The sequence below is a fragment of the Pseudomonas sp. BC42 genome (genome assembly GCF_021560055.1).
Taxonomy (GTDB): Bacteria; Pseudomonadota; Gammaproteobacteria; order Pseudomonadales; family Pseudomonadaceae; genus Aquipseudomonas.
Genome location: NZ_CP091067.1, coordinates 255,770 through 280,932, shown reverse-complemented (window position 1 = coordinate 280,932; position 25,163 = coordinate 255,770). Strand labels below are relative to the sequence as shown.

Here is a 25,163-nt window from a genome sequence, read left to right as displayed (position 1 = left end):
GGTTGCCGGGCTGCATGGCCACCTCGGGTCGCACCCTCACGGCGCACCGCGCCGGGTTCATGGTTTCACAAGGAAGCTGAGCGATGAACGCTGGAATACCAACCACGGCTGCCGACAGCCGTTACGAAAGAACCATGGTGCTGCTGCTGTCACTGAGCTTCGGGCTGGTGGGGCTGGACCGCTTCATCATCCTGCCGCTGTTCCCGGTGATCATGCACGACCTGCAACTGGACTATCAGGACCTGGGCTACCTGTCCGCCGCACTGGCCTTCACCTGGGGACTGTCCGCCCTGGGCATGGGCAGCGTGATCGAGCGCCTGGGTACCCGCCGCGTGCTGGTGATCTCCATCACCGTACTGTCGCTGCTGTCCGGCTTCTCCGCGCTGGCCACCGGGGTACTCGGGCTGGTCATCTTGCGCGGGCTGATGGGCATCTGCGAAGGCGCCTTCACCCCGACCAGCATCATTGTCACCAACGAAGTCTCGCGCCCCGACCGGCGCGGACTGAACCTGGGCATCCAGCAGGCGCTGTTTCCGATTCTCGGCCTGTGCCTGGGGCCGCTGATCGCTGCCGGCCTGCTGCAACTGACCGGTTCCTGGCGTGCGGTCTTCGCCATCATCGCCCTGCCCGGCCTGCTCCTGGCCGGCTACCTGTGGAAGGCCTACCGGCCGCTGCCGGCAACGCCCCGTACAGGGGCCGACGCCAGCGCCGGGCGCCAATGGCTGGCGGCCTTCAAGAGCGGCAACGTCAGCCTGAACATCCTCATCATGTTCTGCATCCTCACTTGCCAGTTCGTGCTTTGCGCCATGCTGCCCAGCTACCTGACCGACCATCTGCACCTGCAGAACCTGTCCATGGCCCTGGTCATCTCGGCCATCGGCCTGGGCGGCTTCATCGGCCAGCTGATCATTCCCGGCCTGTCCGACCGCCTCGGGCGCAAGCCGGTGGTGTCGATGTGCTTCATGACCAGCAGCACCCTGGTGGGCCTGCTGATCGTCAGCCCGGCGATTCCCTGGCTGCTGTTCCTGCTGCTGTTCCTGCTGTCGTTTTTCAATTTCAGCCTGATCTGCATGACGGTCGGCCCGCTGACCAGCGAATCCGTGGCCCCCGCCCTGTTGCCGACGGCGACCGGGATCGTCGTGGGTTTCGGCGAGATCCTCGGCGGCGGATTGTCCCCGGCGGTGGCCGGGTTTGCCGCCAGCCATTTCGGCCTCCCGTCGATCCTGTACGTGGCCCTGAGCGGCAGCCTGGCCGGCCTGTTCCTGTCATTGCTGCTCAAGGACAGTGCGCGCCAGCCCCAACGCGCGCTGGCCTCCGGGCCGTTGCCTATCCTCCCCGCCCGCTTGCCCCTCAAGGACTAGAGAATCATGGACGATTACCTGCTGTTGCTGGATGTCTGCCACAAGGATCAGCGCGCCATCGGGCTGTTCGATTTTCACAATGGCCAGAGCCTGCGCGCCCTTTCCGAACATGGCGGACTGTACGAAACCCTGCAGTTCTGCGCCCGTCGCCATCTGAGCTGGAGCGAGCACCTGCGCAGCCTCCCGGCCCATCCCCGGCTGCCTGTCGAAGGCCTTGCGCAAGGACCGCTGCGTCCGCCGCTCAAGCCCAGCGACAACCTGCTGGCCCAGGTCTGCGAGGTCACCCTGAACACCCCGCACACGCACCAGGGCTGGTTCTACAAGGGCAACGGCAACCTGCTCAAGACCGATGGCGAGGCGCTGACGATCCCCTACCACGCCCTGAGCATCAGCAGTCAACCGGGGGTGGTCTGCGTGTACCTGGTGGATCACTTCAAGCAACTGCGGTTTGTCGGATTCAGCCTGGGCCAGGACATCCACGACCCGCTGCTGAGCCGCCAGGACGCCAGTTCCTGCGCGCAATCGCGGCTGCGCCAATGCGCCATCACCCCGGCGCTGATCCTTGGCGAACTGCAGCACAGCCTGTCACTCAATGTCCGGGTGGAACGCCAGGGCGCGCAGTTGTCCTACCTCAGCTACCACCTGGATCTGCAGAACTGGTGGGCGATCCGCAAGTACTCCCAGACGTTCCTCGAACAGCACGAGCAGTTCCTGCAACCGGGCATGGTCCACTATGTGTTCCACAGCGCCAGCCGGCGCGAGAACGAACTGCAGTTGCAGCACGGCGACTGGCTGGACCTGGACTGCCCGGAGCTGGAGCTGGGCCTGAGCAACCAGGTCAGCGAGGAAGAGCTGCTGCACCTCTACCCCCTGGAGAGCCAGCCACACAGGGGCCGCGCCCACGGCACCCGCCCGACGCGGCTACGCCAGCACTACTGAGGCGGACTCAGCGATAGGCCGCCACCGGGACACAGGCACAGAACAGGTTGCGGTCACCGTAGACGTTGTCCACCCGGTTCACCGTCGGCCAGTACTTGTGGGCCCGCGTGTGGGCACTGGGCAGCACCGCCTGTTCGATGCTGTAAGGCCGCTCCCAGGTCCCGGCGATATCCGCCAGGGTATGGGGCGCGCCCTTGAGCGGATTGTCCTCGGCCGGCCAGTTGCCCTCCTGGACCTGGGCGATCTCGGCGCGGATGCTCAGCATGGCCTCGACAAAGCGATCCAGCTCGGCCTTGGACTCGCTTTCGGTGGGTTCCACCATCAAGGTGCCCGGCACCGGGAACGACATGGTCGGGGCATGGAAACCGTAGTCCATCAGGCGCTTGGCCACATCCTCCTCGCTGATGCCGGTCAGGGCCTTGAGCGGTCGCAGGTCGAGAATGCATTCATGGGCCACCCGGCCATTACGCCCGCTATAGAGCACCGGGAAGGCCCCGCTCAGCTGATCGGCGAGGTAATTGGCGGCCAGAATCGCCACTTCGCTGGCATCCGCCAGTTGCGGCCCCATCAGGGCGATGTACATCCAGCTGATGGGCAGGATGCTGGCGCTGCCCCAGGGCGCCGCGCTGACCGCGCCGTTGTCCGCCAGCGGTCCGTCGATCGGCACCACCGGGTGATTGGCGACAAAGGGCGCCAGATGGGCGCGCACGCCGATCGGCCCCATGCCCGGCCCACCACCGCCGTGGGGAATGCAGAAGGTCTTGTGCAGGTTCATGTGGGAGACGTCGGCGCCGATGTCCGCCGGCCTGGCCAGGCCCACCTGGGCGTTGAGGTTGGCGCCATCCATGTACACCTGGCCGCCGTGGCTGTGGATAACTTCGCAGACCTGGCTGATGCCCTCCTCATAGACACCGTGGGTCGACGGATAAGTCGCCATCAGGCAGGACAGGCGATCGCCGGCTTCGGCAGCCTTGGCCTTCAGGTCCTGGAGATCGACGTTGCCGGACTCGTCGCACTCGACGATCACCACCTGCATCCCGGCCATCTGCGCCGACGCCGGATTGGTGCCATGGGCCGAGGCCGGTATCAGGCAGATGTGCCGCCCGCCTTGCTGGCGGCTCTCGTGGTAGCGACGAATCGCCAGCAACCCGGCGTACTCGCCCTGGGCCCCGGAGTTGGGCTGCATGCAGACCGCATCGAAACCGGTGATGGCGCACAGCCAACGCTCCAGCTCCTCGATCATCAAGGTGTAACCGACGGCCTGCTCCCGCGGGGCGAAAGGGTGCAGGTTGGCGAATTCCGGCCAAGTGATGGGGATCATCTCGCTGCTGGCGTTGAGCTTCATGGTGCAGGAGCCCAGGGGGATCATCGATTGGTTGAGCGCCAGGTCCTTGTTCTCCAGCTGCTTGAGGTAGCGCAGCATCCGGGTTTCGCTGTGATGGCCGTTGAACACCGGATGGGGCAGGCAGGGGCTGCGCCGCAGCAGTTCGTCGGGCAGTCCCGACTCCAGCGCCTCGGCGTCCAGTTCAGCGACGTCCAGCCCGTGGTCGGCACCGAGAAACACATCCAGCAACCGGGCCACGGTGGTTTCGTCGCAGGTTTCATCCAGGCTCAGGCCCAGCCGGCCGCGCCCGAGAATCCGCAGGTTGATCTGCAGCGCCCTGGCGCTCTCGATGATCGCCGTCTGGCTGCCCCCGACCTCCAGGGTCAGGGTGTCGAAGAAGTGCCGGTTGACCCGGGTGATCCCCTTGCGCTCAAGGCCGGCGGCGAGAATGCAGGTCAGCCGGTGCACCCGCTGGGCAATGCGCTTGAGCCCCGCCGGACCGTGATAGACCGCATAGAAGCCGGCGATGTTGGCCAGCAGCACCTGGGCGGTGCAGATGTTGGAGTTGGCCTTTTCGCGACGAATATGTTGCTCGCGGGTTTGCAGGGCCATGCGCAGCGCCACCTGGCCCCGGGCATCCTTGGACACGCCGATGATGCGCCCGGGCATGGCGCGCTTGTACTCGTCACGGCAGGCGAAAAACGCCGCATGCGGACCGCCGTAGCCCATGGGCACGCCGAAGCGCTGGGAGGAACCCAGCACCACGTCGGCCCCCAGCTCGCCGGGCGGGGTCAGCAACAGCAGGCTGAGCAGATCGGCAGCGACACAGGCCAGGGCCTGCTGTGCGTGCAGGTGGTCGATCAGCGGCCGCAGATCGACGATCTCGCCGTGGGTATCCGGGTATTGCAACAGCGCGCCGAACACCTGGTGCGCGGGCAAGTTATCCACAGCGTCGACGATCAGTTCGAAGCCAAACCCTTCGGCCCGGGTACGCACCACGGAAATGGTCTGCGGATGGCAGTGTTCATCGACAAAGAACAGATTGCTTTTGGACTTGGTCACGCGCTTGGCCAGGGCCATGGCTTCGGCGGCCGCCGTCGCCTCGTCGAGCAATGAAGCGTTGGCCAGGTCGAGGCCGGTGAGGTCGATGGTCATCTGCTGGAAGTTGAGCAGCGCTTCGAGCCGGCCCTGGGCGATTTCCGGCTGGTAGGGCGTGTAGGCGGTGTACCAGCCGGGGTTCTCCAGCACGTTGCGCAGGATCACGGTGGGCGTCAGGGTGCCGTGATAGCCCATGCCGATCAGACTGGTCCAGACCTGGTTCTGCGCGGCATAGCCCTTGAGCCGGGCCAGGGCGGCCTGTTCATCCAGCGCCGGTGGCAGCTCCAGGGGGCGGTTGAAGCGGATTCCCGGCGGCACGGTCTGCTCGATCAGCTCGGTGCGGCTGCCCAGCCCGAGGCTGGCGAGCATCGCCTGCTGCTCCTCGGCATCGGGACCCAGGTGCCGGTTGAGAAAAGCGTTGGGCTCGCGTAACTGGCTCAGGGATGGCGACTGGGACATGGCAGGCTCTCCGATAAGCGGCGCTCAGCGTCGATGCAACAGGGTGCAAAGCAGCATAGCAGCCGATTCCACCGCTCGACGCACTGGCGTCCCGAGGCAATCGGTACCATCATGCAGGGCGTTCGCGCGCCAGCCCCGGCGCGCCTCAACCCTGCTTCCATCGTCCGCTTATCGGGTGTCCCACTGTCATGAGCCAACTGCCATTCCTGCCGTTCTCCAAACCCACCATCGATGAATCCACCATCGCCGCCGTCGGCGAAGTGCTGCGTTCGGGCTGGATCACCAGCGGTCCCAAGGTCCAGGCTTTCGAAGCCCAGCTTTCGGAGTTCTTCGGCGGACGCGCGGTACGCACCTTCAACTCCGGCACCTGCACCATGGAGATCGCCCTGCGCATCGCCGGCATAGGCCCCGGGGATGAAGTCATCACCACGCCGATTTCCTGGGTTGCCACCGCCAACGTGATTCTCGAAGTGGGCGCCACGCCGGTGTTCGCCGACATCGATCCGGTCACCCGCAACATCGACCTGGCCCAGGTCGAAGCGGCGATCACCCCGCGCACCAAGGCCATCATCCCGGTGTTCCTGGCCGGCTTGCCGGTGGACATGACTCGCCTGTACGCCCTGGCCCAGAAACACGGCCTGCGGGTGGTGGAAGACGCGGCCCAGGCCCTGGGCTCCAGCTGGAATGGCCAGCGCATCGGCGCCGCTGGCGACTTCGTGTCCTTCAGCTTCCAGGCCAACAAGAACGTCACTTCGTCCGAGGGCGGCTGCCTGGTACTCAATACCCCGGAGGAAGTGCGCCTGGCGGAGAAGTACCGCCTGCAAGGCGTGACCCGCAGCGGCTTCGACGGCCTGGACGTGGACGTGCTCGGCGGCAAGTTCAACATGACCGACGTGGCCGCGGCCATCGGCCTCGGGCAGTTTGCCCATATCGAGGCGATCACCGCCCATCGCCGTGAGCTGGCCCGGCACTACTTCGAATGCTTCGGCAGCGACTTCGAGGCCCGCTATGGCGCCCAGCTACCGCCGGCGGATTTCAGCAACAGCAACTGGCACCTGTTCCAGCTGGTGCTGCCGGAGCGCAAAGACGGCAAGCCGGCCCGCGCCACCTTCATGGAGCAGATGCAGGAACGGGGGATCGGCATCGGCTATCACTACCCGCCGATTCATTTGCTGAGCCTGTACCGCGAGCGCGGTTTCAAGGAAGGGATGTTCCCGGTGGCGGAACGGGTCGGTCGACTGATCGTCTCGTTGCCGATGTTCACGGCCATGAACAAGGCCGACGTGGAACGTGCGGTGGCGGCCGTAAAAGAGGTGTTGCAGGCTTAAGCACCTGCGCGGGCCAGCCCGCTCCTGCAAAAACGGGAGCGGGCCTGCCTGCAGGAATGCCTTACTCGCCGATGGCGGCCTTGTAGCCGGCGGCGTCCAGCAGTTTCTCCAGATCGGCCGGGTTGCTTGGCTTGAGCTTGAAGATCCAGGCGTCGTAAGGCTCGCTGTTGAGCAGCTCGGGGCTGGTGCTCAGCTCTTCGTTGACCGCGATCACCTCGCCGGCAACCGGCGCATAGATGTCGGAAGCGGCTTTCACCGACTCCACCACACCGGCCTGGTCCCCTGCGCCAAACACGTTGCCGACTTCGGTCAGCTCGACGAACACCACGTCGCCCAGGGCTTCCTGAGCGTGGTCGCTAATACCCACGGTCACGCTGCCGTCGGCTTCCAGACGGGCCCATTCGTGACTATCGGCAAAACGCAGGTGGGCAGGGATATCGCTCATGTTCTGTGTCCTCAAGAAGAAGTGTCAGCGGCGCAATGCCGGCTGGAAATAGTTAGATCAAGGTCTTGCCGTGGCGCACGAAGGTCGGTTTGACCACCCGGACCGGGTACCACTTGCCGCGGATTTCCACTTCGGCACGGTCGGCGGTGGCCATCGGCACCCGCGCCAGTGCGATCGATTTACTCAGCGTAGGGGAGAAACTACCACTGGTGATCTCACCTTCGCCAACATCCGCGATGCGAACCACCTGATGCGCGCGCAAAACCCCACGCTCCTCCAGCACCAGGCCCACCAGTTTGTGCTTCACCCCGGATGCTCGCTCGGCCTCCAGGGCCGTGCGCCCGATGAATTTGCGCGAGGAAGGCTCCCAGGCAATGCTCCAGGCCATGTTTGCCGCCAGGGGCGAGACATCCTGGTGAATATCCTGACCGTAGAGGTTCATGCCGGCTTCCAGGCGCAGGGTATCCCGAGCGCCCAGGCCGATGGGCGAGATCCCCGCGCCCACCAGGTCGTTGAAGAAGCCCGGCGCCTGGTCGGCGGGCAGGACAATCTCCAGACCGTCCTCGCCGGTATAGCCGGTGCGGGCAATGAACCAGTCGCCGTCGCTGCCGGCTTCGAATGGCTTGAGCTGCTGGATCAGGGTGCCGCGGGACTGGGTCACCAGCTCGGCAATCTTGTGCCGCGCCTGGGGCCCCTGGATGGCCAGCATCGCCAGTTCCGGGCGCTCGCGCAGTTGCACCTGGAACTCGCCCAGTTGCGCCTGCATCCAGGCCAGGTCCTGATCACGCGTGGCGGCGTTGACCACCAGACGGTAAGCGTCTTCGAGGCGATAGACGATCATGTCGTCAACGATGCCGCCGCGCTCATTGAGCATGGTGCTGTACAAGGCCTGGCCAGGGTGCTGCAAACGTTCGACATCATTGGCCAGCAAGTGCTGGAGCCAGACCTTGGCCTGAGCGCCGCTGACATCGATCACGGTCATGTGGGATACATCGAACACACCGCAATCACGTCGCACCTGATGGTGCTCCTCGACCTGCGAACCGTAATGCAAAGGCATATCCCAACCGCCAAAATCGACCATTTTCGCGCCGAGGGCGAGATGCAGGTCATACAGAGGCGTACGCTGTCCCATGGGTTTCTCCTTCCGGGCGTGGCGAGGGTGCGGACTGGCGCTGCTAGGGTGAAAGCCTTGAAATAGATGGCTTGCAGCCGACTTCAGCGTCCCGGCCAAACAACAGGCCGCACCGAATGCCGCGCATTGTAGCTGCAAGGTGCAAGGCTGGCACCTAACCGATTCGATGGGCCGAGCGGCGGATCAGGCCAATCACCGGCAGCAGGCCAACCAGCACCAGGGTCAGCGCCGGCAACGACGCCCGGGCCCACTCCCCTTCGCTGGTCATCTCGAAGATCCGCACCGCCAGCGTGTCCCAGCCGAACGGGCGCATCAGCAGGGTGGCGGGCATTTCCTTGAGCACATCGACGAACACCAGCAGGGCGGCGCTCAAGGTCCCGGGCAGCAACAGCGGCAGATACACTTTGAAAAACAGTCGCGGCCCACCCACCCCCAGACTGCGCGCGGCTTCGGGCAGCGACGGGCGAATCCGCTCCAGGCTGTTTTCCAGCGGTCCGTAGGCCACAGCGATGAAGCGCACCAGGTAGGCCAGCAGCAGGGCCGAGAGACTGCCCAGCAACAGCGGCTTGCCGGCCCCGCCCAACCAGCCGGACAACGGGATCACCAGTTCGCGATCCAGGTAACTGAAGGCCAGCATGATCGACACCGCCAGCACCGAACCGGGCAAGGCGTAGCCCAGGTTGGCCAGGCTGACCCCGGCGCGGATTCCCCGGGTCGGCGCCTGGCGACGGGCGAAGGCCAGCAGCAGGGCCACGCTGACAGTGATCAACGCCGCCATGCCCCCCAGGTACAGGGTATGCACGATCAATCCGGCGTAGCGCTCGTCCAGATCGAAGCGCCCGCGCTGCCAGAACCACGCCAGCAGCTGCAGCAGCGGAATCACGAAGGCGCAAGCAAAGACCAGAAGGCACCAGCCCGTGGCCGCCACGGCCTTGATCCCCCGCAGGTGATACAGGGCCTTGCCCCGGGGCCGCTCGTTGCCGGTGCGGCTGGCGCCCCGCGCGCGACGCTCGCCGTACAGCACCAGCATCACCGCCAGCAGCAACAGGCTGGCCAGCTGCGCTGCGCTGGAAAGGCTGAAGAAGCCATACCAGGTCTTGTAGATGGCGGTGGTGAAGGTGTCGAAGTTGAACACAGCCACCGCGCCGAAATCCGCCAGGGTCTCCATCAGCGCCAGGGCCACGCCGGCACCGATGGCCGGCCGCGCCATGGGCAGCGCCACGCGCCAGAACGCCTGCCAGGGCGATTGGCCGAGCACCCGCGCGGCCTCCATCAACCCCTTGCCCTGGGCCAGGAAGGCGTTGCGCGCCAGCAGGTAGACATAGGGATAGAACACCAGCACCAGCACCAGGATCACCCCGCCGGTGGAACGTACCCGCGGCAGTCGCAGGCCGCTGCCGAACCATTCCCGCAGCAGGCTTTGCACCGGCCCGGAAAAGTCCAGCAGGCCGACGAAGACGAACGCCAGGACATAGGCCGGGATCGCGAAGGGCAGCATCAGCGCCCAGTCCAGCCAGCGCCGCCCGGGGAACTCACAGAGGCTGGTGAGCCAGGCCAGGCTCACCCCCAGCAGGGTCACGCCAACGCCCACCCCGAGCACCAGGGTCAGGGTGTTATTCAGCAACCGTGTCATCTGCGTGTCCCACAGGTGGGACCAGATCTGCGCATCGACCGCCTGCCAGGACAGCAGCAGCACACTCAGCGGCAGCAGGACCAGGGCCGCTACGGCAAAGACCAGGGGATACCAGCGACGTTGGGCGGGATGGGCCACAAAGAACTCTCGGGCAGGTGGAACAGACAAAAATACTTGCGCAAAGCGCCTGGGGTGATGGAGCTTGCTCCCGCTGGGTGCCATGGCCGCCCCAACGGCTGCAACCACGTTACGCCAGTTGAATCACGTATTCAGGGCTTGCCACCGCTACGCGGTGGAACGGGAGCAAGCTCCCTCGCCACAAAAGCCCAACCGTTAAACAAAACGCCCCGCAAAAGCGGGGCGCAGTATAACGGCAGGCTCAGTTCCAGCCAGCGCGGTCCATCATGCGAATGGCTTCGGCCTGGCGCTTGCCGGCGATTTCAACCGGCAGGGTGTCGGCCACGAACTTGCCCCAGCTGGCCACTTCTTCCGAAGGTGCCACCGCCGGGTTGGCCGGGAACTCCTGGTTGACGTCGGCGAAGATCTTCTGTGCCTCGGGCGTGGTCATCCACTCCACCAGGGCCTTGGCCGCTTCCGGATGCGGCGCGTGCTTGGTCAGGCCGATGCCCGACAGATTGACGTGCACCCCGCGGTCGCCCTGGTTCGGCCAGAACAGCTTCACCGCCAGGTTCGGCTTCTGCTTGTGCAGGCGACCGTAGTAGTAGGTGTTGACGATGCCGACGTCGCATTGCCCGGCGTTGATCGCATCCAGCACGGCGATGTCATCGGAGAACACATCGGTGGACAGGTTGTTGACCCAGCCCTTGACGATCTCTTCGGTCTTCGCCGCGCCGTGGGTTTCGATCAGGGTGGCGGTCAAGGACTGGTTGTAGACCTTCTTCGCGGTGCGCAGGCACAGGCGACCTTCCCACTGCTTGTCGGCCAGGGCCTCGTAGGTGGTCAACTCGGAAGGCTTGACCCGCTCGGTGGAGTAGGCCAGGGTCCGCGCCCGCAGGCTCAGGCCGGTCCAGGCGTGGTTGGAAGAGCGATATTGCAGGGGAATGTTGCTGTCGATGACCTTGGAAGTGAACGGCTGGAGGATGCCCATTTGCTCGGCCTGCCACAGGTTGCCGGCATCCACGGTGAGCAGCAGGTCGGCGGTGGCGTTCTCGCCTTCGGCCTTGATCCGCTGCATCAGCGGCGCTTCCTTGTCGGTGATGAACTTGATCTTCACCCCGGTCTTCTGGGTGTAGGCATCGAACACCGGCTTGATCAGCTCATCGATACGCGAGGAGTAGACCACGACTTCATCGGCGGCCTGGGCGGCGCTGCCGATGAGGGTGAGGGCCAGGGCGGTCAGTAGACGCTTCGGTGCCAACATGGGAGCAGTCTCTCGATTTCAAAATGAGGCGAAATGATAAGGACTCCCATTTGCCATCTCAACCGAACCCGGCGCCGAGGCGTTACCAGATGTTGCGTGGAACCCTCCTCCGGCACGCTTCGCCGGCGAACCGGCTCCTAGGCTCTGGCCAGCTCAGGGAGATCGCCGCTCAGGCCCAGGGCCTGGCGCACAAAGACCGCCTTGGCCTCGGGCATTTGCTCGATCACCTTGAGGCCGGTGTTGCGCAGCCAGCGCAGTGGCAGCGGATCGGCCTGGAACAGCCGTTCGAAGCCTTCCATGGCCGCCATCAGCGCCAGGTTGTGAGGCATGCGCCGGCGCTCGAAACGGCTGAGGACCTTGACCTCGGCCAGGCGCTCGCCACGATCGGCCGCTTGCAGCAGCACTTCGGCCAGTACCGCGGCATCGAGGAAGCCCAGGTTGACCCCCTGCCCCGCCAGCGGATGGATGGTGTGGGCAGCGTCGCCGATCAGCGCCAGGCCTTCGGCCACATAGCGCTTGGCATGCCGCTGGCGCAGCGGTACGCAGAGCCGCGGGTCGGCACCGAGCACCTTGCCTAAACGGCCTTCGAAGGCGCGCTCCAGCTCAACGCAGAAGCTCTCGTCGTCCAGGGCCATCAGGCGCTCGGCTTCAGTGGGCGTGGTGGACCAGACAATCGAGCACCAATCCTGCTGCCCATCCCGCACCAGGGGCAGGAAGGCCAGCGGGCCGGTATCGGTGAAGCGCTGCCAGGCGGTCATTTGGTGAGGCCGGCTGCTGCGCACGCTGGTGACAATGGCGTGGTGCAGGTAGTCCCATTCGCGGGTGGCACAACCGGTGAGGCGGCGTACCGCCGAGTTGGCGCCGTCGGCGGCGATCACCAGCGGTGCCCGCAACACCCGGCCATCGGCCAGGGTCAGCAGCCAGTCATCGCCGGAGCGGCGCATCTGCTCCAGGCGGGCATTGGCCAGCAGGCCGATATCGCATTCGTGCAGACGTTCGAGCAGGGCGTCCTGCACCACCCGGTTCTCGACGATATGCCCCAGCACCTCGGCATGCACGCTGGACGCCGAGAAGTGGATCTGCCCGGTGCCGCTGCCATCCCAGACCTGCATGTCGCAGTAGGGGCTGCTGCGACGCCGGACGATGCCGTCCCAGGCGCCAAGGCGTTCGAGGATACGCTGGCTGGCCGCCGACAAGGCGCTGACCCGGGGTTCGAACGCCGACTCGGCGGCGAAGGGTTTGACACTCAAGGAGCCGCCATCGAGCAGCAGCACTTCCAGGCCGCTGCCCTGCAACGCCAGCGCCAAGGCACTGCCGACCATTCCGGCTCCGACAATCAGCACATCTGCGCGCATTTCCATGCTTTAGGCCTGTCTCGCTTGCGGCTTGCGCCGCACATAAAGGGTTTTATCGACCCGCGCCACCAGGGTGCCGGAGCCGTCATGAATCTCGACCTGCAACTGCGGCAGGTACTTCTCGCCACTGGCTGTCTGCCGGCGGATCTCGTCAAGCAGCGCCGGGTCGAGACTGAACCGGGCAAATACCGGCCCCCTACCCGGGGCGATGAAATCGATGGCTGCCGCCTTGTCCCAGACGATGTAGTCGCGCCCCAGGTTCTCCATCAGCATCAGCATGAAAAACGGGTCCACCATCGAATACAGGCTGCCGCCGAACTGGGTGCCGACATAGTTGCGGTTGTACCAGCCCAGGCCCATGCGAACCTCGACCTCGCGAAAATCCGCGCTGATCCGGCGGACCCGCACTCCGGCCCCCAGGTAGGGTGGATACAGGCTCATCAAGCAGCGCAACAGGCGGGCCTTGCCGAACCGTCGGGTCAGCCACTCACGCATCCGGGCGAGTACCCAGGCCCATGGCCTGGCGCGCAAACCAGCGCTTGGCCGGGGGCAGCAGGTCCAGTCCGAGCAAGCCGAGGTTGCGCCCCACCGACAGCAGCGGCAGCTTGCTGCCGAACAGCCGGGTGACCTGGTCGGAAAAGCCTACGGTCAGGCTCTGGTCCAAGCGCTGGCGCTCGCGATAGGCCTGCAGCACGGCAAAATCCCCCGGCAAGCGCTCGCTGGCCAGCAAGGCATCCGCCAGGGCCTGAGCGTCACGCAGCGACAGGTTGAAGCCCTGGCCGGCAATCGGATGCAGGCTGTGGGCGGCGTTGCCCAGCACCACCAGATGGGGGCGCACCTGCTCTTCGGCCTCCACCAGGGACAGCGGATACAGATGCCGTGCCCCCACTTGTTTCAGGGTGCCCAGGCGGTAACCGAACACGCCCTGCAGTTCGCTGAGGAAACTGCGCTCATCCAGATCGGCCAGCCGCTGGGCGTCCATGCCCTGGCGGGTCCAGATCAGCGCGCAACGGTTGTCCGGCAAGGGCAGCAGCGCCATCGGGCCATCATCGGTGAAGCGCTCGAAGGCCATGCCGTTGTGGGCTTCACTGGGGGTGATGTTGGCAATCAGCGCGCTCTGGTTGTAAGGGCGATTCCTGACCCCGATCCCCAACTGTTCGCGCAAGCCGGAGCGCCCGCCATCGGCGAGCACCGCCAGGTCGCATTCCAGGGTGGTTTCGTCATTCAGGGTCAGGCGATAGCCGCCCTGCAGGGGCTCAAGGCGGGTGACTTCCGCCGGGCAGCGCCAACTGATCACGTCCTTGTCCAGGCCTTGCCACAGGCATTGGCCGAGCCAGGCGTTTTCCACCACATAGCCCAGGGCCGGAACGCCTTCTTCCATGGCCGACAAGCGCGCCGTGGAGAAGCGCCCGCGGTCGGACACGTGAATCTGCTTGATCGGCTCGGCTCGCCGGGAAATCGCCTGCCACAGGCCCAGGCGCTGGTAGATCTGCCGGGCGCCAAAGGACAGCGCCGAAGAGCGTGCATCGTAGCTGGGCTGGAAGCTGTCGCCGGGGGCGAACGGCTCGATCAGCACGATCTTCCAACCCCGGGCCTTGGCTCCGGCCTGCAGGGCCAGGGCCAGGCTGGCTCCGACCAGGCCGCCACCGATGATGGCCAGATTGACCCGGCTCATAACGCCTGGACCCGGGCAGCGGCCATCAACGCCTCGATCTCGGCGACGCTTTTCGGCACGCCGCCCGTCAGAATTTCACAGCCCTGCTTGGTCACTACCACGTCGTCCTCGATGCGCACGCCAATGCCGCGCCACTTCTTAGCCACCTGCTGGTTGTCCGGGGAGATATAGATGCCCGGCTCCACGGTCAGCGCCATGCCGACCTCCAACACCCGCCACTCGCCGCCGACCTTGTACTCGCCGACATCGTGTACATCCATGCCCAGCCAGTGTCCGGCACGGTGCATGTAGAACGCTTTGTAGGCCTCGCTAGCTATCAGCTCATCCACCGCGCCTTCCAGCAGGCCCAACTTCACCAGACCGGCGGTGATGACCCGAACCGTCGCCTCGTGGGCCTGGTTCCAGTGCTTGTTCGGGGCGATCTCGGCAAACGCCGCTTCCTGGGCCGCCAGCACCAGTTCATAGATCGCCTTCTGCTCGGGCGAGAACTTGCCGTTGACCGGCCAGGTCCGGGTGATATCGCTGGCGTAGCAGTCGATTTCACAACCGGCGTCGATCAGCACCAGATCGCCATCCTTGAGCAGGGCGTCATTCTGTTGGTAGTGCAGGATGCAACTGTTGCGCCCCGCCGCGACGATGGAACCATAAGCCGGCATCTTCGCCCCGCCCTTGCGGAACTCGTAATCCAGCTCGGCCTCCAGACTGAACTCGTGCAATCCGGGGCGACTGGCCTGCATGGCGCGGATATGGGCCTGGGCGGATATCCGTGCGGCTTCGCGCATCACCTTCACTTCCGCCGCCGATTTATACAGGCGCATGTCGTGCAGCAGATGATCCAGGGCAACGAATTCGTTCGGCGGCTGGGCGCCAAGGTGCGCTTTAGAGCGGATCACGTTGATCCACTCCATCAAATGACGATCGAATTCAGGGTTGCTGCCCATGGCCGAATAGACCCGGTCGCGACCTTCGATCAGGCCCGGGAGAATGTCGTCGATGTCGGTGATGGGGAACGCATCGTCCGCGCCATAGTCGCGAATCGCGCCTTCCTGGCCTGCCCGCAGGCCATCCCAGAGCTCGCGCTCGGCATTGCGCTCGCGGCAGAACAGCACGTACTCGCCATGCTCGCGACCGGGCATGAGCACAATCACGGCCTGGGGCTCGGGGAAGCCGCTGAGGTACTGAAAATCGCTGTCCTGGCGGTAGACATGCTCCACATCGCGGTTGCGAATGGCCACGGCTGCCGCCGGCAGGATCGCAATGCTGTTGGGCTCCATCTGCGCCATGAGCGCCTTGCGGCGACGACTGTATTCCGTTTTAGGGATATGAATCATGGGCAGATGCAGTTCCCTGTCGATCAGTGCAGAGAAGGCTTGGCAGCCGGTGCAACGGTCTTGTTGGTTTCGGTGAACAGCAGCAACGGCGCGACCCGCAGGTACTCCATCACTTCCATGTAGTCGCTTTCACCGTCGTCGGACTCTTCCAGCGCATCCTGGACCTGAGCGATGGCGGCAAGGTCCTGCAACACTTCAGTGGCCTCGGCGCTCAGGGCGCTGCTGTCACGGGAGTTGAGGCCGAAGCCGGCGAGGAAGCCCTGGCACCACTGGCCCAGGGCCGCGGCACGCTCGGTCAGGGGAGCGTCGTCGCTGGGCAGCAGCAGGACCACGGTCATGTCGTCGCTGGTGAGTTCGCCCTTGACCATTTCCTGCAGGCCGATCAAGGCGTTGCGCACGTTGTCCTGCGGCTCGCCTTCGAGCAGCTCGGCGGCGTCAACCAGCCAGCCGTCGACCTCGAACCCGGCGCCGGCGCAGCTGCGACCCAGCAACAGGCCGTGCAATTCGGCAGGAGAAACAGGATGGCCACTGCTGCTGAGCAGGGTGGCGAAGGCGTTGTACGGGGAATTCTGAATGGGCATGGGCAGCTAGGCGCCAAGCGGCGCAATGTCTAGAATGAAGGCCTTGTATCGTAGGGCGTGTCATCATTCATTGCCAGCGCCGCGTTGCGCCTAGCGCCCCGTTACAGCGGTCCGCCGGGCCTTGGGCGACGGACAGATTGCCGACCGGACAGCACCGAATGCGCAAGGACCGTTCAGGCCACCCAGGCGCTGTCCAGCCAGTTGCCACTCATCAGACCAACTTCAGTGGGACACAATGGAAGACACCGACCTGCACGCACTGATGGCCAGACTCGAACTGCTTATTACCCGGGTCGAGCAACTAAAGAGTCAAAATGCACTCTTATTAGCTCAGGAAAAGACCTGGCGCGAGGAACGCGCGCACCTCATTGAAAAAAACGAAATCGCCCGGCGTAAGGTCGAATCGATGATTTCGCGCCTCAAGGCCCTGGAGCAAGACTCATGAGTTCAAGCAATAGCGTTACCGTGCAGATCCTCGACAAAGAATATTCGATCATCTGCCCCCAGGAAGAACGCAGCAATCTGGTGAGCGCCGCCCGTTACCTGGACGGCAAGATGCGCGAGATCCGCAGCAGCGGCAAAGTCATCGGCGCCGATCGCATTGCGGTCATGGCCGCGCTGAACATCACCCACGATCTGCTGCACCGCCAGGAGCGTCCGGATGTGCAGGCCAGCGCCACCACCCGCGAACAGGTACGGGATCTGCTGGAGCGTGTTGACCTGGTCCTGGCCACCGATTCGGACGCAAGCAAAGCTGATTCCTGACAGCGGTTGCGGTATACTCGCGCCACTCCCTGGGGTGCTTGCCAGTTGGCGATGTCCCTGAGCCGATTCGCACTACCCTGGAAGTTGCACGTTGGGCTGGTGTGCATGTCCGCTAGACGGAAAGCCTTAAAGCCTGCTGCATCTTCCGCCTTGAACTTTCGGGTTCAAGGGCTAAGTCGACAGCGGTTCGCCTGGGGAGCCTGAATTGTCAGCCAATGCCAGTTATCCATGCTGGCATTGGTTTTTCCGGGTAGGCTGTTCTGCCATGTCCGACTCTCCATAGCCTCCTCCATGACCGAACCTGCGCCGCTTTCCCGCCCGCAACTTCGACGCATGCTGCGTAAAGCCCGTCGTGCCCTCACACCAGCCCAGCAACGCCAGGCCGCCCGTGACCTGTACCGCCAACTGGCGCAGAACCCGGTGTTTCGTCGGGCCCGACACCTGTCCCTGTATTTGCCCACCGATGGCGAAATCGATCCGCGCCTGCTGCTGCGTGCCGCCCAACGCCGGGGCAAGGCCACCTACTTGCCTGTGCTCAGTGCCTGGCCACGAACCAAGATGGTGTTCCAGCGCATCCGCCCCGGAGAAAAACTGCGCCCCAACCGCTTTCGCATTCTCGAACCGCGGATCAACGCCGCACGCCAGCGCAAGGTCTGGGCACTGGATCTGGTGCTCCTGCCCCTGGTGGGATTCGATGAAGAGGGAGGTCGCCTGGGAATGGGCGGTGGCTTCTACGACCGCAGCCTGGCGTACCTGGCGCGCCGCCAGAACTGGCGCAAGCCGACACTGCTGGGCCTGGCTCATGAGTGCCAGAAAGTCGCGAGACTGGATCAGGCCAGCTGGGATGTGCCGCTGCAAGGCACCGTGACGGATCAGGGATGGTACTGCGCCCGATAGACGTCGCGTTCGCTCAGCGACGCCCGGGCAGGTTCAGCGCTTGAAGGGTTGCGGCTGTTGGGCGATCTCGATCGGAGCATCGGTCTTGTTGGCCCACAAGCTTTGCGCATAACCGGTGGTTACAACGCCCAAACCGAACAAAATAACCAAAATCCATAGTAAATCCGGTTGGCGTTTCATCGATTGCCCCCCCTCGGGCAAGTCACACACGATGACAGCAACGGTTTCCATAACAGGCCGTGCAGCAGCGTCAAGCTTAAAATCCCGGCATTTTGCGATAACGTGAACCGACACGCAAACGCTGGCGTCAACCGACCGTCGGTTTGTCATAAAATCCTCCGGCAACCTGCCCAATCACCCTTTGGAGGGTAAGAAACATGGCCTATTGGCTGATGAAATCCGAGCCGGACGAACTCTCGATCCTCGGCCTGCAGCAGCTAGGCCAAGCCCGTTGGGATGGCGTACGCAACTATCAGGCGCGCAATTTTCTGCGCACCATGACCGTCGGTGATGAGTTCTTTTTCTATCACTCCAGTTGCCCGGAACCCGGCATCGCCGGTATCGGCCGGATCATCAAGGCGGCCTACCCGGACCCGACCGCCCTGGAACCGGACAGCCACTACTTCGACCCCAAGGCCAGCGCCGAAAAAAATGCCTGGAGCGCAATCGACGTGGCCCACGTGCAGACCTTCGACAAGGTCCTGCGCCTGGACTACCTTAAGCAGCAGGCCGCCCTCGCCGAGATGCCCCTGGTGCAAAAGGGCAGCCGCCTGTCGGTGATGCCGGTCACCGCCGAGCAATGGGCTGCCGTCCTCGCCCTGCTCTGAGCCTTCCCCGAGTCGCCGGGCCTGATCCGGGCCACGGCGGCAGTGGCGGTTATTTTGCCCCGATCGCCATGCAGCCTGCGGACAATAGGTTTAGTCTTGCCCCTTTCATTTGACGAGCATCAAGCGGGCGAGAGCCTGGCTCTGTCAGACTTGGACGCTATAGCCGCAGGACGCAGAATACATGTCGACGAACCACCGTTCTTCCCGCATTTTCGCTGTTTCCCTCTTGATTCTGTTGCTCGCCGCCGGTGGCTTCGGCTACTGGAAGTCACTCCAGGATCGCCTGCCGGAAGGCCTGAGCATGGGCAATGGCCGCCTTGAGGCCACCGAGGTGCAGATCGCCAGCAAGATCCCCGGACGCCTGGCGGAAGTGCGTGTCAACGAAGGCGACAAAGTGCTCCAGGGGCAACTGCTGGCCCGCATGGATACCCGCACCCTGGAGGCCCAGCGCAACCAGGCCGAGGCCGAGGTGCTGCGGGCGCGGGAAAACCTGTCGGCCGCCGAAGCCAACGTCCAGTTGCGCCAGAGCGAACAACTGCTGGCCAACCAGGAGCTCAAGCGTTCCCAGGAACTGTTCCGCCGCGGCTTCGCCAGCCAGCAACTCATCGACCAGCAGCAAGCCCGCCTGACCACCGGCAACGCTGCGGTACTGGCCGCCCAGGCCCAGGTCGCGGCGGTCAAGGCCGCCATTGGCGCCGCTCAGGCCCAGGTGGCCCAGCTTACCAGCGAGATTGACGACAGCAGCCTGCGGGCGCCCATCGACGGCATCATTCAGTTGCGCCTGGCCGAGCCCGGCGAAGTCCTGGGTGCCGGTGGCCGGGTGCTGCTGCTGATCGACCCCAACGATCAATACATGAACCTCTATCTGCCAGCCTCGGTGACCGGTCGCCTGACCGTTGGCGATGAGTCGCGAATCCTCCTCGACGCCCTGCCCAACCAGCCACTGCCGGCGAAGATCAGCTTCGTCGCCGCCAAGTCCCAGTTCACCCCCAAAGAAGTGGAAACCCGGGACGAGCGCCAGAAGCTGGTGTTTCGGGTCAAGGTGCGCCTGACTCAACCTGCCGCCGTGCCCCAGGCCAAACCGGGAATGCCCGGTGCCGGCTATGTGCGCACGGCTCCCGTGGACTGGCCGGCCAACCTGAAATGAGCGGCCTGGCGCTGCAGGCAAGCGGCATTGGCCATCGCTACGGCTCACAGCAGGCCCTGATCGATATCAGCTTCAACCTGCCGGCGGGCACCCGCTGCGGCTTGATCGGGCCGGACGGCGCCGGCAAGTCGAGCCTTCTGGGCTTGATCGCCGGGGTCAAGAAGCTCCAGCAGGGCGAGCTTGAAGTGCTCGGCGGGGCCATTTCCCAGCGCCGCCACCGCCGCAGCCTTTATCCGCGCATCGCCTTCATGCCCCAGGGCCTGGGGGGCAACCTGTACCCCGACCTGTCCATCAGCGAAAACATCCGTTTCTTCGCCACCCTGTTCGGCCTGCCCCGTGACGAATGCGAACAGCGCATGCACAGCCTGCTGCTGGCCACCGACCTGCTGCGCTTTGCCGAGCGCCCGGCGGGCAAGCTGTCCGGCGGGATGAAACAGAAACTCGGCCTGTGCTGCGCGTTGATCCACGAACCGGACCTGCTGATTCTCGACGAGCCCACCACCGGGGTTGACCCGTTGTCCCGGCGGCGCTTCTGGGAACTGGTGGAAGACGTGCGCCAGCAGCGTCCGCAACTGACCCTGCTGGTGGCCACCGCCTACATGGAGGAAGCCGAGCAGTTCGAACACTGCCTGATGCTCGACAAGGGCCGGATGATTGCCCAGGGCCTGAGCCAGGAACTGGCGAAAGTGACGGCCAGCGGCAAGCTGGATGACGCCTTCACCCACTTCCAGGGCGACACGGGCCACGACAATCAGCCGCTGGTCATTCCGCCCCGCTCCGGCGACAACCACGACATCGCCATCGAGGCCCACGAACTGACCCTGCGCTTTGGCGACTTCACCGCGGTCAACAAAGTCAGCTTCGCCATCGGGCGCGGGGAGATATTCGGCTTCCTCGGCTCCAACGGCTGCGGCAAGACCACCACCATGAAGGTCCTCACCGGACTGATGCCCGCCACCGAAGGCAGCGCCAAACTGCTGGGCAACCCGGTGGACGCCAAGGACCTGGCCACCCGCAAACGGGTCGGCTTCATGTCCCAGAGCTTTTCCCTGTACGGCGAGCTCAGCGTGCGCCAGAACCTGGACCTGCACGCCCGCCTGTTCGACTTGCCACCGGCGGAAAGCGGCCCGCGCATCGAGGAACTGATCCAGCGCTTCGATCTCGGGGCGATTGCCGAGCAACAGTCCGGCGCCCTTCCCCTGGGCCTGCGCCAGCGCCTGTCCCTGGCAGTGGCGGTGCTGCACCGGCCGGAAGTGCTGATCCTCGACGAGCCCACTTCCGGGGTCGACCCGGCCGCCCGTGATGACTTCTGGCGCCTGCTGATCGAGCTGTCCCGGGAACAGGGCGTGACCATCTTCCTCTCCACTCACTTCATGAACGAAGCCCAGCGCTGCGACCGCATTTCGTTGATGCACGCCGGCAAGGTGCTGGCCTGCGACACGCCCGCGACGCTGCAACAGCAGTTTGCCGGTGACACCCTGGAAGCCGCCTTCGTCCGCTGCCTGGAAGACGCCCAAGGAGCCGCGGATGCAGCGCCAGCGCCGCCTCCGGCGGTTGCCTCGAGCCACGCCATCGCCCCTCCGCGCTCGGGCCTGAGCCTGGCCCGGCTGCTGGCGGTGGCCACCCGCGAAGGCAAGGAACTGCTGCGGGACAAAGTACGCCTGGGCTTCGCCCTGCTGGGGGCGATCTTCATGATGGTGATCTTCGGCTACGGCATTTCCCTGGACGTGGAAAAGCTGGCCTTCGCCGTCTACGACCAGGACCAGACACCGCAAAGCCGCGCCTATCTGGAGGCTTTTCGCAGCTCACGCTACTTCGAGGAAAAACCGAGCATCCGCAGCGCCCCTGAACTGCACCGGCGCCTGCAGCGTTCGGAGATCAAGCTGGCCCTGGAAATCCCTCCCGGCTTTGGCCGCGATCTGTATGCCGGGCGCCAACCGACAGTGGCCGCCTGGCTGGACGGCGGCATGCCGTTTCGCGCGGAAACCAGCCGCAACTATGTCGAGGCGGTCCACCAGGCCAACCTCGAACTGCTGGCTGAACACAGCAGCCCGGCACTGAACTCAAGACCTGCCGCCAAGCTGGAAACGCGCTTTCGCTACAACCAGGACGTGGTCAGCGTGAACGCCATCGGGCCCGGGGTCATGGCGCTGATCCTGGCGTTCATTCCGGCCATGCTCACCGCCCTGGGCATCGTGCGCGAGAAGGAACTGGGCTCGATCACCAACTTCTATGCCACGCCCCTGACCCGCCTGGAATTTCTCCTGGGCAAGCAGGCGCCCTACCTGGTGGTGAGCCTGATCAACCTGGGCTTGCTGGTGGCCATGAACCGCTGGCTGTTCGGCGTACCCTTCAAGGGCAGCGGCCTGACCCTGGCCCTGGGCGGGGTGCTCTACGTGCTGGCCACCACCAGCATGGGCCTGCTGATCTCGGCCTTCACCCGCACCCAGATCGCGGCGATCCTCGGCACCATGATCATCACCAGCCTGCCGACCATCCAGTTCTCCGGGTTGATCGTGCCGCGCTCGTCCCTGGAAGGAGCGGCGGCGATCATGGGCCAACTGTTCCCCGCCGGGCACTTCCTCGACATTGCCGTCGGCACCTTCACCAAGGCCCTGGACCTGCGTGAGCTCTGGCCTCAATGCCTGGCCCTGATCGGGTTCTTCCTTGGCTTCACCGGGCTCAGCCTGGTCATGTTGAAAAAGCAGGAGGTCTGATGAACCGGCTCGCCCATATCCTGCGCCTGGGTCTCAAGGAGCTCACCAGCCTGCGCCACGACAGCGTCCTGCTGCTGTTCTTGATGTATGCCTTCACCGTGGCCATCTACATGCCCGCCGCCGGCTCGGTGATCGGGGTGCACAATGCCAGCGTGGCGCTGGTGGACGAGGACCACAGCGCACTGTCGCGACAGCTGGCCGAAGCCCTGCAGCCACCGGAGTTCCAGGCCCCGGTGTCGCTGCCCTACAACCGACTGGACGAAGTGATGGACAGCGGCCAGTACACCTTCGTGATCAACATTCCCGCCAACTTCCAGAGTGACCTGCTGGCCGGCCGCCAGCCGGCGGTGCAGGTCAACGTCGACGCCACCGCCATGAGCCAGGCGTTCATGGGCGCCGGCTACATCGGTCGGATCTTCCAGCGCGAGCTGCTCAGCTATGCCAATCAGGCGGATGCCGCAAGCAAGGCCCCGGCCCTGCTGACCACCCGCGCCCTGTTCAACACCAATCTGGAAGGCGGCTGGTTCCTGGCGGTGATCCAGATCGTCAACAACATCACCATCCTGGCCATCGTGCTCACCGGCACCGCGCTGCTGCGCGAACGCGAGCACGGCACCCTCGATCATCTGCTGGTGCTGCCGCTGACGGCGCTGGAAATCATGCTGGCGAAGGTCTGGAGCAACATGCTGGTGGTGGTGCTGTGCACCTGGATATCGCTGGAGGTGATCGTCAAGGGCGTGCTGGGGGTGCCTCTGGCGGGCTCGATGGCGCTGTTCCTGATGGTCACGGCGCTGTATCTGTTCGCCAGCACCGCTTTGGGCATCTTCCTCGCCACCCTGGCCCGTTCGACCCCGCAATTCGGCCTGCTGGCGATCCCGGTGATCATCCCGATGCTGCTGCTGTCCGGCGGCAGCACACCGCTGGACAGCATGCCGCAGTGGCTGCAGTGGGTGATGCAGGGCTCGCCATCCACGCACTTCGTCAGCCTCAGCGCGGCGATCCTGTTTCGTGATGCGGGCGTCAGTGTGGTCTGGCCCGACCTGCTGGCCCTGGCGACAATCGGGCTGGTGTTCTTCGCCATCGCCCTGGCGCGCTTTCGCAAGAGCCTGGCCTCGTGAGCCACGCCTTGTAGGAGCCGGCTGGCCGGCGAAGGGGCCTCAGCCCTGCATCGCCCTCTCGGGCGTCTTCGCTGGCAAGCCAGCTCCTACGGCGGGCAGGGTTACTGGATGATCAGGTTGTTGAACAACAGGTCTTCCACTACCGGCTTGCCGGTTTCATCGCTCATCACTTGCTGCACCTGCTTGAGGGCTTCCTGGCGCAGCTTCTCCTTGGCCTCGACGTTGTTCATGGTCTCGGTGGTCTGCTGGGCAAACAGCGCCACCAACTGATTGCGAATCAGCGGCTCATTGGCCTTGACCGCCTGGGCCGAGGCATCGCCGGTCACTCGCAGGGCCACGTCAGCCTTGTAGACCTTGAGCTTCGGGCCGCCATCCAGGCCGTAGTTGCCGACAAAGGGCGGGCTCAGGCTGATGTAGCTGACTTTCGGTGCTTCACCTTCTTTGGCCTCTTCGGCCATCGCTGCCATCGGCAGAGAGAGGGCCAGCAGCAACATGATCCACGCTTTCACAATTCGCTCCTTAATCCGGTTTGCGGCCTAGCATAAAGGCCCGCCCGCCTGAGCCCAAGCACAAGCTTATGGCTGCCCATCAGGGCCGGGCATGCTCGTTGACCGCCTGATTCACACTCCTACACTTATCGGCCACCAACCCCAAAGGAATAGCCCTGATGAAAGCCGTGCTGTGCAAAGCCTTCGGCCCCGCCGAAACGCTGGTGCTGGAAGAGGTCGCAAGTCCCGTGCCGAAGAAGAACGAGATCCTCCTGGACGTGCATGCCGCTGGGGTGAATTTTCCGGACACCCTGATCATCGAGGGCAAATACCAGTTCAAGCCCCCCTTCCCCTTCTCCCCGGGTGGCGAGGCGGCCGGGGTCGTCAGCGCGGTGGGCGAGAAAATCAGCCATCTCAAGGTCGGTGACCGGGTCATGGCCCTGACCGGCTGGGGCAGCTTTGCCGAACAGGTGGCGGTGCCGGGCTACAACGTGCTGCCGATTCCCGCCGCCATGGACTTCAACACCGCCGCCGCGTTCAGCATGACCTACGGCACCTCGATGCATGCCCTCAAGCAGCGCGGCAACCTACAGCCCGGTGAAACCCTGTTGGTGCTCGGCGCCTCGGGCGGAGTCGGACTGGCGGCGGTGGAAATCGGCAAGGCCATGGGCGCCCGGGTGATCGCCGCCGCCAGCAGCGCGCAAAAGCTCGCCGTGGCCAAGGCCGCCGGCGCCGATGAGCTGATCAACTACAGCGAAAGCAGCCTGAAGGACGAGATCAAGCGCCTGACCGATGGCAACGGCGCCGACGTGATCTACGACCCGGTGGGCGGCGACCTGTTCGATCAGGCCGTTCGCTCCATCGCCTGGAACGGTCGCCTGCTGGTGGTGGGTTTTGCCAGCGGACGCATTCCCGAATTGCCAGTGAACCTGGCGCTGCTCAAGGGCGCGGCGGTGGTGGGCGTGTTCTGGGGCTCCTTCGCTCAGCGCCAGCCTCAGGACAACGCGGCGAACTTCCAGCAGCTGTTCGGCTGGTTCGCCGAAGGCAAGCTCAAGCCGCTGGTGTCCCAGGTCTATCCTCTGACGGCAGCCGCCCGGGCCATCGATGATCTGGGGCAGCGCAAGGCAGTGGGCAAAGTGGTGGTGCAGGTCCGCTGAGG

23 protein-coding genes and 1 other RNA gene are annotated in these 25,163 nt (G+C 64.7%); 12 read left to right on the top strand and 12 right to left on the bottom strand.

The annotated features are described in order from the left end of the window. Positions 1 to 83: 83 nt before the first annotated feature. Both L1O02_RS01325 and L1O02_RS01320 read left to right on the top strand, forming a co-directional pair. A complete protein-coding gene (locus L1O02_RS01325; protein WP_060841630.1) occupies positions 84 to 1,361 on the top strand; it encodes an MFS transporter in 1,278 nt (425 codons plus the stop codon). Positions 1,362 to 1,367: 6 nt separating this feature from the next. After that, positions 1,368 to 2,300 carry a fumarylacetoacetate hydrolase gene (locus tag L1O02_RS01320; protein WP_235759440.1) on the top strand — a complete coding sequence of 311 codons (933 nt, stop codon included), beginning with the start codon at positions 1,368 to 1,370 and terminating at the stop codon, positions 2,298 to 2,300. A gap of 7 nt (positions 2,301 to 2,307) precedes the next feature. Here L1O02_RS01320 and gcvP read toward each other — a convergent pair whose 3' ends face one another. Beyond that, a complete protein-coding gene (gcvP, locus tag L1O02_RS01315; protein WP_235759438.1) occupies positions 2,308 to 5,181 on the bottom strand; it encodes an aminomethyl-transferring glycine dehydrogenase in 2,874 nt (957 codons plus the stop codon). 188 nt (positions 5,182 to 5,369) lie between these two features. Here gcvP and L1O02_RS01310 point away from each other — a divergent pair, with 188 nt between their 5' ends. Next, positions 5,370 to 6,509, top strand: a complete 1,140-nt coding sequence (locus L1O02_RS01310; protein WP_060841633.1) for a DegT/DnrJ/EryC1/StrS aminotransferase family protein — start codon at positions 5,370 to 5,372, stop codon at positions 6,507 to 6,509. Between the two features lie 61 nt (positions 6,510 to 6,570). Here L1O02_RS01310 and gcvH read toward each other — a convergent pair whose 3' ends face one another. The 9 genes from gcvH to L1O02_RS01265 all read right to left on the bottom strand — a co-directional run bounded on the left by gcvH (position 6,571) and on the right by L1O02_RS01265 (position 16,045). Further along, positions 6,571 to 6,954, bottom strand: coding sequence for a glycine cleavage system protein GcvH (gcvH, locus tag L1O02_RS01305; RefSeq protein WP_060841634.1), 384 nt, complete (start codon positions 6,952 to 6,954; stop codon positions 6,571 to 6,573). Between the two features lie 52 nt (positions 6,955 to 7,006). Continuing rightward, entirely contained in the window at positions 7,007 to 8,089 is a 1,083-nt protein-coding gene (gene gcvT, locus L1O02_RS01300; protein WP_235759436.1) for a glycine cleavage system aminomethyltransferase GcvT, read from the bottom strand. A 154-nt stretch (positions 8,090 to 8,243) separates the two neighbouring features. Beyond that, a complete protein-coding gene (locus tag L1O02_RS01295; RefSeq protein ID WP_060844928.1) occupies positions 8,244 to 9,860 on the bottom strand; it encodes an iron ABC transporter permease in 1,617 nt (538 codons plus the stop codon). 241 nt (positions 9,861 to 10,101) lie between these two features. After that, positions 10,102 to 11,103 (bottom strand): extracellular solute-binding protein, encoded by a 1,002-nt coding sequence (locus tag L1O02_RS01290; RefSeq protein ID WP_235759434.1) that lies wholly within the window; start codon positions 11,101 to 11,103, stop codon positions 10,102 to 10,104. A 137-nt stretch (positions 11,104 to 11,240) separates the two neighbouring features. After that, positions 11,241 to 12,458, bottom strand: coding sequence for a 2-octaprenyl-3-methyl-6-methoxy-1,4-benzoquinol hydroxylase (locus L1O02_RS01285; protein ID WP_173664448.1), 1,218 nt, complete (start codon positions 12,456 to 12,458; stop codon positions 11,241 to 11,243). 9 nt (positions 12,459 to 12,467) lie between these two features. Further along, complete coding sequence (locus tag L1O02_RS01280) at positions 12,468 to 12,953, bottom strand: DUF4442 domain-containing protein (protein WP_108545031.1); 486 nt, start codon at positions 12,951 to 12,953, stop codon at positions 12,468 to 12,470. Beyond that, the gene (gene ubiH, locus L1O02_RS01275) at positions 12,946 to 14,133 is read right to left on the bottom strand and encodes a 2-octaprenyl-6-methoxyphenyl hydroxylase (protein ID WP_060844932.1); all 1,188 of its coding nucleotides are present in this window, start codon (positions 14,131 to 14,133) and stop codon (positions 12,946 to 12,948) included. Before ubiH ends, L1O02_RS01280 begins: the two co-directional genes overlap by 8 nt. Further along, the gene (pepP, locus tag L1O02_RS01270; RefSeq protein ID WP_235759432.1) at positions 14,130 to 15,464 is read right to left on the bottom strand and encodes a Xaa-Pro aminopeptidase; all 1,335 of its coding nucleotides are present in this window, start codon (positions 15,462 to 15,464) and stop codon (positions 14,130 to 14,132) included. Before pepP ends, ubiH begins: the two co-directional genes overlap by 4 nt. A 23-nt stretch (positions 15,465 to 15,487) precedes the next feature. After that, a complete protein-coding gene (locus tag L1O02_RS01265; RefSeq protein WP_016962903.1) occupies positions 15,488 to 16,045 on the bottom strand; it encodes a YecA family protein in 558 nt (185 codons plus the stop codon). 235 nt (positions 16,046 to 16,280) lie between these two features. On the opposite strand from L1O02_RS01265, the gene L1O02_RS01260 reads away from it, so the two are divergent. From L1O02_RS01260 to L1O02_RS01245, 4 genes are all read left to right on the top strand, one after another. Continuing rightward, a complete protein-coding gene (locus L1O02_RS01260; RefSeq protein WP_011064144.1) occupies positions 16,281 to 16,490 on the top strand; it encodes a TIGR02449 family protein in 210 nt (69 codons plus the stop codon). Further along, positions 16,487 to 16,810 carry a cell division protein ZapA gene (locus tag L1O02_RS01255; protein ID WP_016962902.1) on the top strand — a complete coding sequence of 108 codons (324 nt, stop codon included), beginning with the start codon at positions 16,487 to 16,489 and terminating at the stop codon, positions 16,808 to 16,810. Before L1O02_RS01260 ends, L1O02_RS01255 begins: the two co-directional genes overlap by 4 nt. Before the next feature lie 23 nt (positions 16,811 to 16,833). Further along, positions 16,834 to 17,012, top strand: a non-coding RNA gene (gene ssrS, locus L1O02_RS01250) — 6S RNA. 89 nt (positions 17,013 to 17,101) lie between these two features. Then, a complete protein-coding gene (locus L1O02_RS01245) occupies positions 17,102 to 17,707 on the top strand; it encodes a 5-formyltetrahydrofolate cyclo-ligase (RefSeq protein WP_060841641.1) in 606 nt (201 codons plus the stop codon). Between the two features lie 33 nt (positions 17,708 to 17,740). On the opposite strand, the gene L1O02_RS01240 is transcribed toward L1O02_RS01245, so the two are convergent. Further along, positions 17,741 to 17,887, bottom strand: a complete 147-nt coding sequence (locus L1O02_RS01240) for a hypothetical protein (protein ID WP_085984450.1) — start codon at positions 17,885 to 17,887, stop codon at positions 17,741 to 17,743. 197 nt (positions 17,888 to 18,084) lie between these two features. On the opposite strand from L1O02_RS01240, the gene L1O02_RS01235 reads away from it, so the two are divergent. The 4 genes from L1O02_RS01235 to L1O02_RS01220 all read left to right on the top strand — a co-directional run bounded on the left by L1O02_RS01235 (position 18,085) and on the right by L1O02_RS01220 (position 23,516). Next, a complete protein-coding gene (locus L1O02_RS01235; protein ID WP_060844934.1) occupies positions 18,085 to 18,534 on the top strand; it encodes an EVE domain-containing protein in 450 nt (149 codons plus the stop codon). Positions 18,535 to 18,715: 181 nt separating this feature from the next. Then, positions 18,716 to 19,681 (top strand): HlyD family efflux transporter periplasmic adaptor subunit, encoded by a 966-nt coding sequence (locus L1O02_RS01230; protein WP_060841643.1) that lies wholly within the window; start codon positions 18,716 to 18,718, stop codon positions 19,679 to 19,681. Then, a complete protein-coding gene (rbbA, locus tag L1O02_RS01225) occupies positions 19,678 to 22,398 on the top strand; it encodes a ribosome-associated ATPase/putative transporter RbbA (protein WP_108545028.1) in 2,721 nt (906 codons plus the stop codon). Before L1O02_RS01230 ends, rbbA begins: the two co-directional genes overlap by 4 nt. Beyond that, on the top strand, positions 22,398 to 23,516 hold the full coding sequence (locus L1O02_RS01220) for an ABC transporter permease (protein WP_060841645.1): 1,119 nt from the start codon (positions 22,398 to 22,400) through the stop codon (positions 23,514 to 23,516). Before rbbA ends, L1O02_RS01220 begins: the two co-directional genes overlap by 1 nt. A gap of 101 nt (positions 23,517 to 23,617) precedes the next feature. On the opposite strand, the gene L1O02_RS01215 is transcribed toward L1O02_RS01220, so the two are convergent. Further along, complete coding sequence (locus L1O02_RS01215; RefSeq protein ID WP_060841646.1) at positions 23,618 to 24,025, bottom strand: flagellar basal body-associated protein FliL; 408 nt, start codon at positions 24,023 to 24,025, stop codon at positions 23,618 to 23,620. 158 nt (positions 24,026 to 24,183) lie between these two features. Here L1O02_RS01215 and L1O02_RS01210 point away from each other — a divergent pair, with 158 nt between their 5' ends. After that, positions 24,184 to 25,161, top strand: a complete 978-nt coding sequence (locus L1O02_RS01210) for an NADPH:quinone oxidoreductase family protein (protein ID WP_060841647.1) — start codon at positions 24,184 to 24,186, stop codon at positions 25,159 to 25,161. Positions 25,162 to 25,163: the final 2 nt, after the last annotated feature.

What these genes read in the sequence shown, in the direction of transcription:
- L1O02_RS01325 (WP_060841630.1), top strand. Translation starts at nt 84, where the DNA reads ATGAACGCTGGAATACCAACCACGGCTGCCGACAGCCGTTACGAAAGA.
- L1O02_RS01320 (WP_235759440.1), top strand. Translation starts at nt 1,368, where the DNA reads ATGGACGATTACCTGCTGTTGCTGGATGTCTGCCACAAGGATCAGCGC.
- gcvP (WP_235759438.1), bottom strand. Translation starts at nt 5,181, where the DNA reads ATGTCCCAGTCGCCATCCCTGAGCCAGTTACGCGAGCCCAACGCTTTT.
- L1O02_RS01310 (WP_060841633.1), top strand. Translation starts at nt 5,370, where the DNA reads ATGAGCCAACTGCCATTCCTGCCGTTCTCCAAACCCACCATCGATGAA.
- gcvH (WP_060841634.1), bottom strand. Translation starts at nt 6,954, where the DNA reads ATGAGCGATATCCCTGCCCACCTGCGTTTTGCCGATAGTCACGAATGG.
- gcvT (WP_235759436.1), bottom strand. Translation starts at nt 8,089, where the DNA reads ATGGGACAGCGTACGCCTCTGTATGACCTGCATCTCGCCCTCGGCGCG.
- L1O02_RS01290 (WP_235759434.1), bottom strand. Translation starts at nt 11,103, where the DNA reads ATGTTGGCACCGAAGCGTCTACTGACCGCCCTGGCCCTCACCCTCATC.
- L1O02_RS01285 (WP_173664448.1), bottom strand. Translation starts at nt 12,458, where the DNA reads ATGCGCGCAGATGTGCTGATTGTCGGAGCCGGAATGGTCGGCAGTGCC.
- L1O02_RS01280 (WP_108545031.1), bottom strand. Translation starts at nt 12,953, where the DNA reads ATGCGTGAGTGGCTGACCCGACGGTTCGGCAAGGCCCGCCTGTTGCGC.
- ubiH (WP_060844932.1), bottom strand. Translation starts at nt 14,133, where the DNA reads ATGAGCCGGGTCAATCTGGCCATCATCGGTGGCGGCCTGGTCGGAGCC.
- pepP (WP_235759432.1), bottom strand. Translation starts at nt 15,464, where the DNA reads ATGATTCATATCCCTAAAACGGAATACAGTCGTCGCCGCAAGGCGCTC.
- L1O02_RS01265 (WP_016962903.1), bottom strand. Translation starts at nt 16,045, where the DNA reads ATGCCCATTCAGAATTCCCCGTACAACGCCTTCGCCACCCTGCTCAGC.
- L1O02_RS01260 (WP_011064144.1), top strand. Translation starts at nt 16,281, where the DNA reads ATGGAAGACACCGACCTGCACGCACTGATGGCCAGACTCGAACTGCTT.
- L1O02_RS01255 (WP_016962902.1), top strand. Translation starts at nt 16,487, where the DNA reads ATGAGTTCAAGCAATAGCGTTACCGTGCAGATCCTCGACAAAGAATAT.
- L1O02_RS01245 (WP_060841641.1), top strand. Translation starts at nt 17,102, where the DNA reads ATGACCGAACCTGCGCCGCTTTCCCGCCCGCAACTTCGACGCATGCTG.
- L1O02_RS01240 (WP_085984450.1), bottom strand. Translation starts at nt 17,887, where the DNA reads ATGAAACGCCAACCGGATTTACTATGGATTTTGGTTATTTTGTTCGGT.
- L1O02_RS01235 (WP_060844934.1), top strand. Translation starts at nt 18,085, where the DNA reads ATGGCCTATTGGCTGATGAAATCCGAGCCGGACGAACTCTCGATCCTC.
- L1O02_RS01230 (WP_060841643.1), top strand. Translation starts at nt 18,716, where the DNA reads ATGTCGACGAACCACCGTTCTTCCCGCATTTTCGCTGTTTCCCTCTTG.
- rbbA (WP_108545028.1), top strand. Translation starts at nt 19,678, where the DNA reads ATGAGCGGCCTGGCGCTGCAGGCAAGCGGCATTGGCCATCGCTACGGC.
- L1O02_RS01220 (WP_060841645.1), top strand. Translation starts at nt 22,398, where the DNA reads ATGAACCGGCTCGCCCATATCCTGCGCCTGGGTCTCAAGGAGCTCACC.
- L1O02_RS01210 (WP_060841647.1), top strand. Translation starts at nt 24,184, where the DNA reads ATGAAAGCCGTGCTGTGCAAAGCCTTCGGCCCCGCCGAAACGCTGGTG.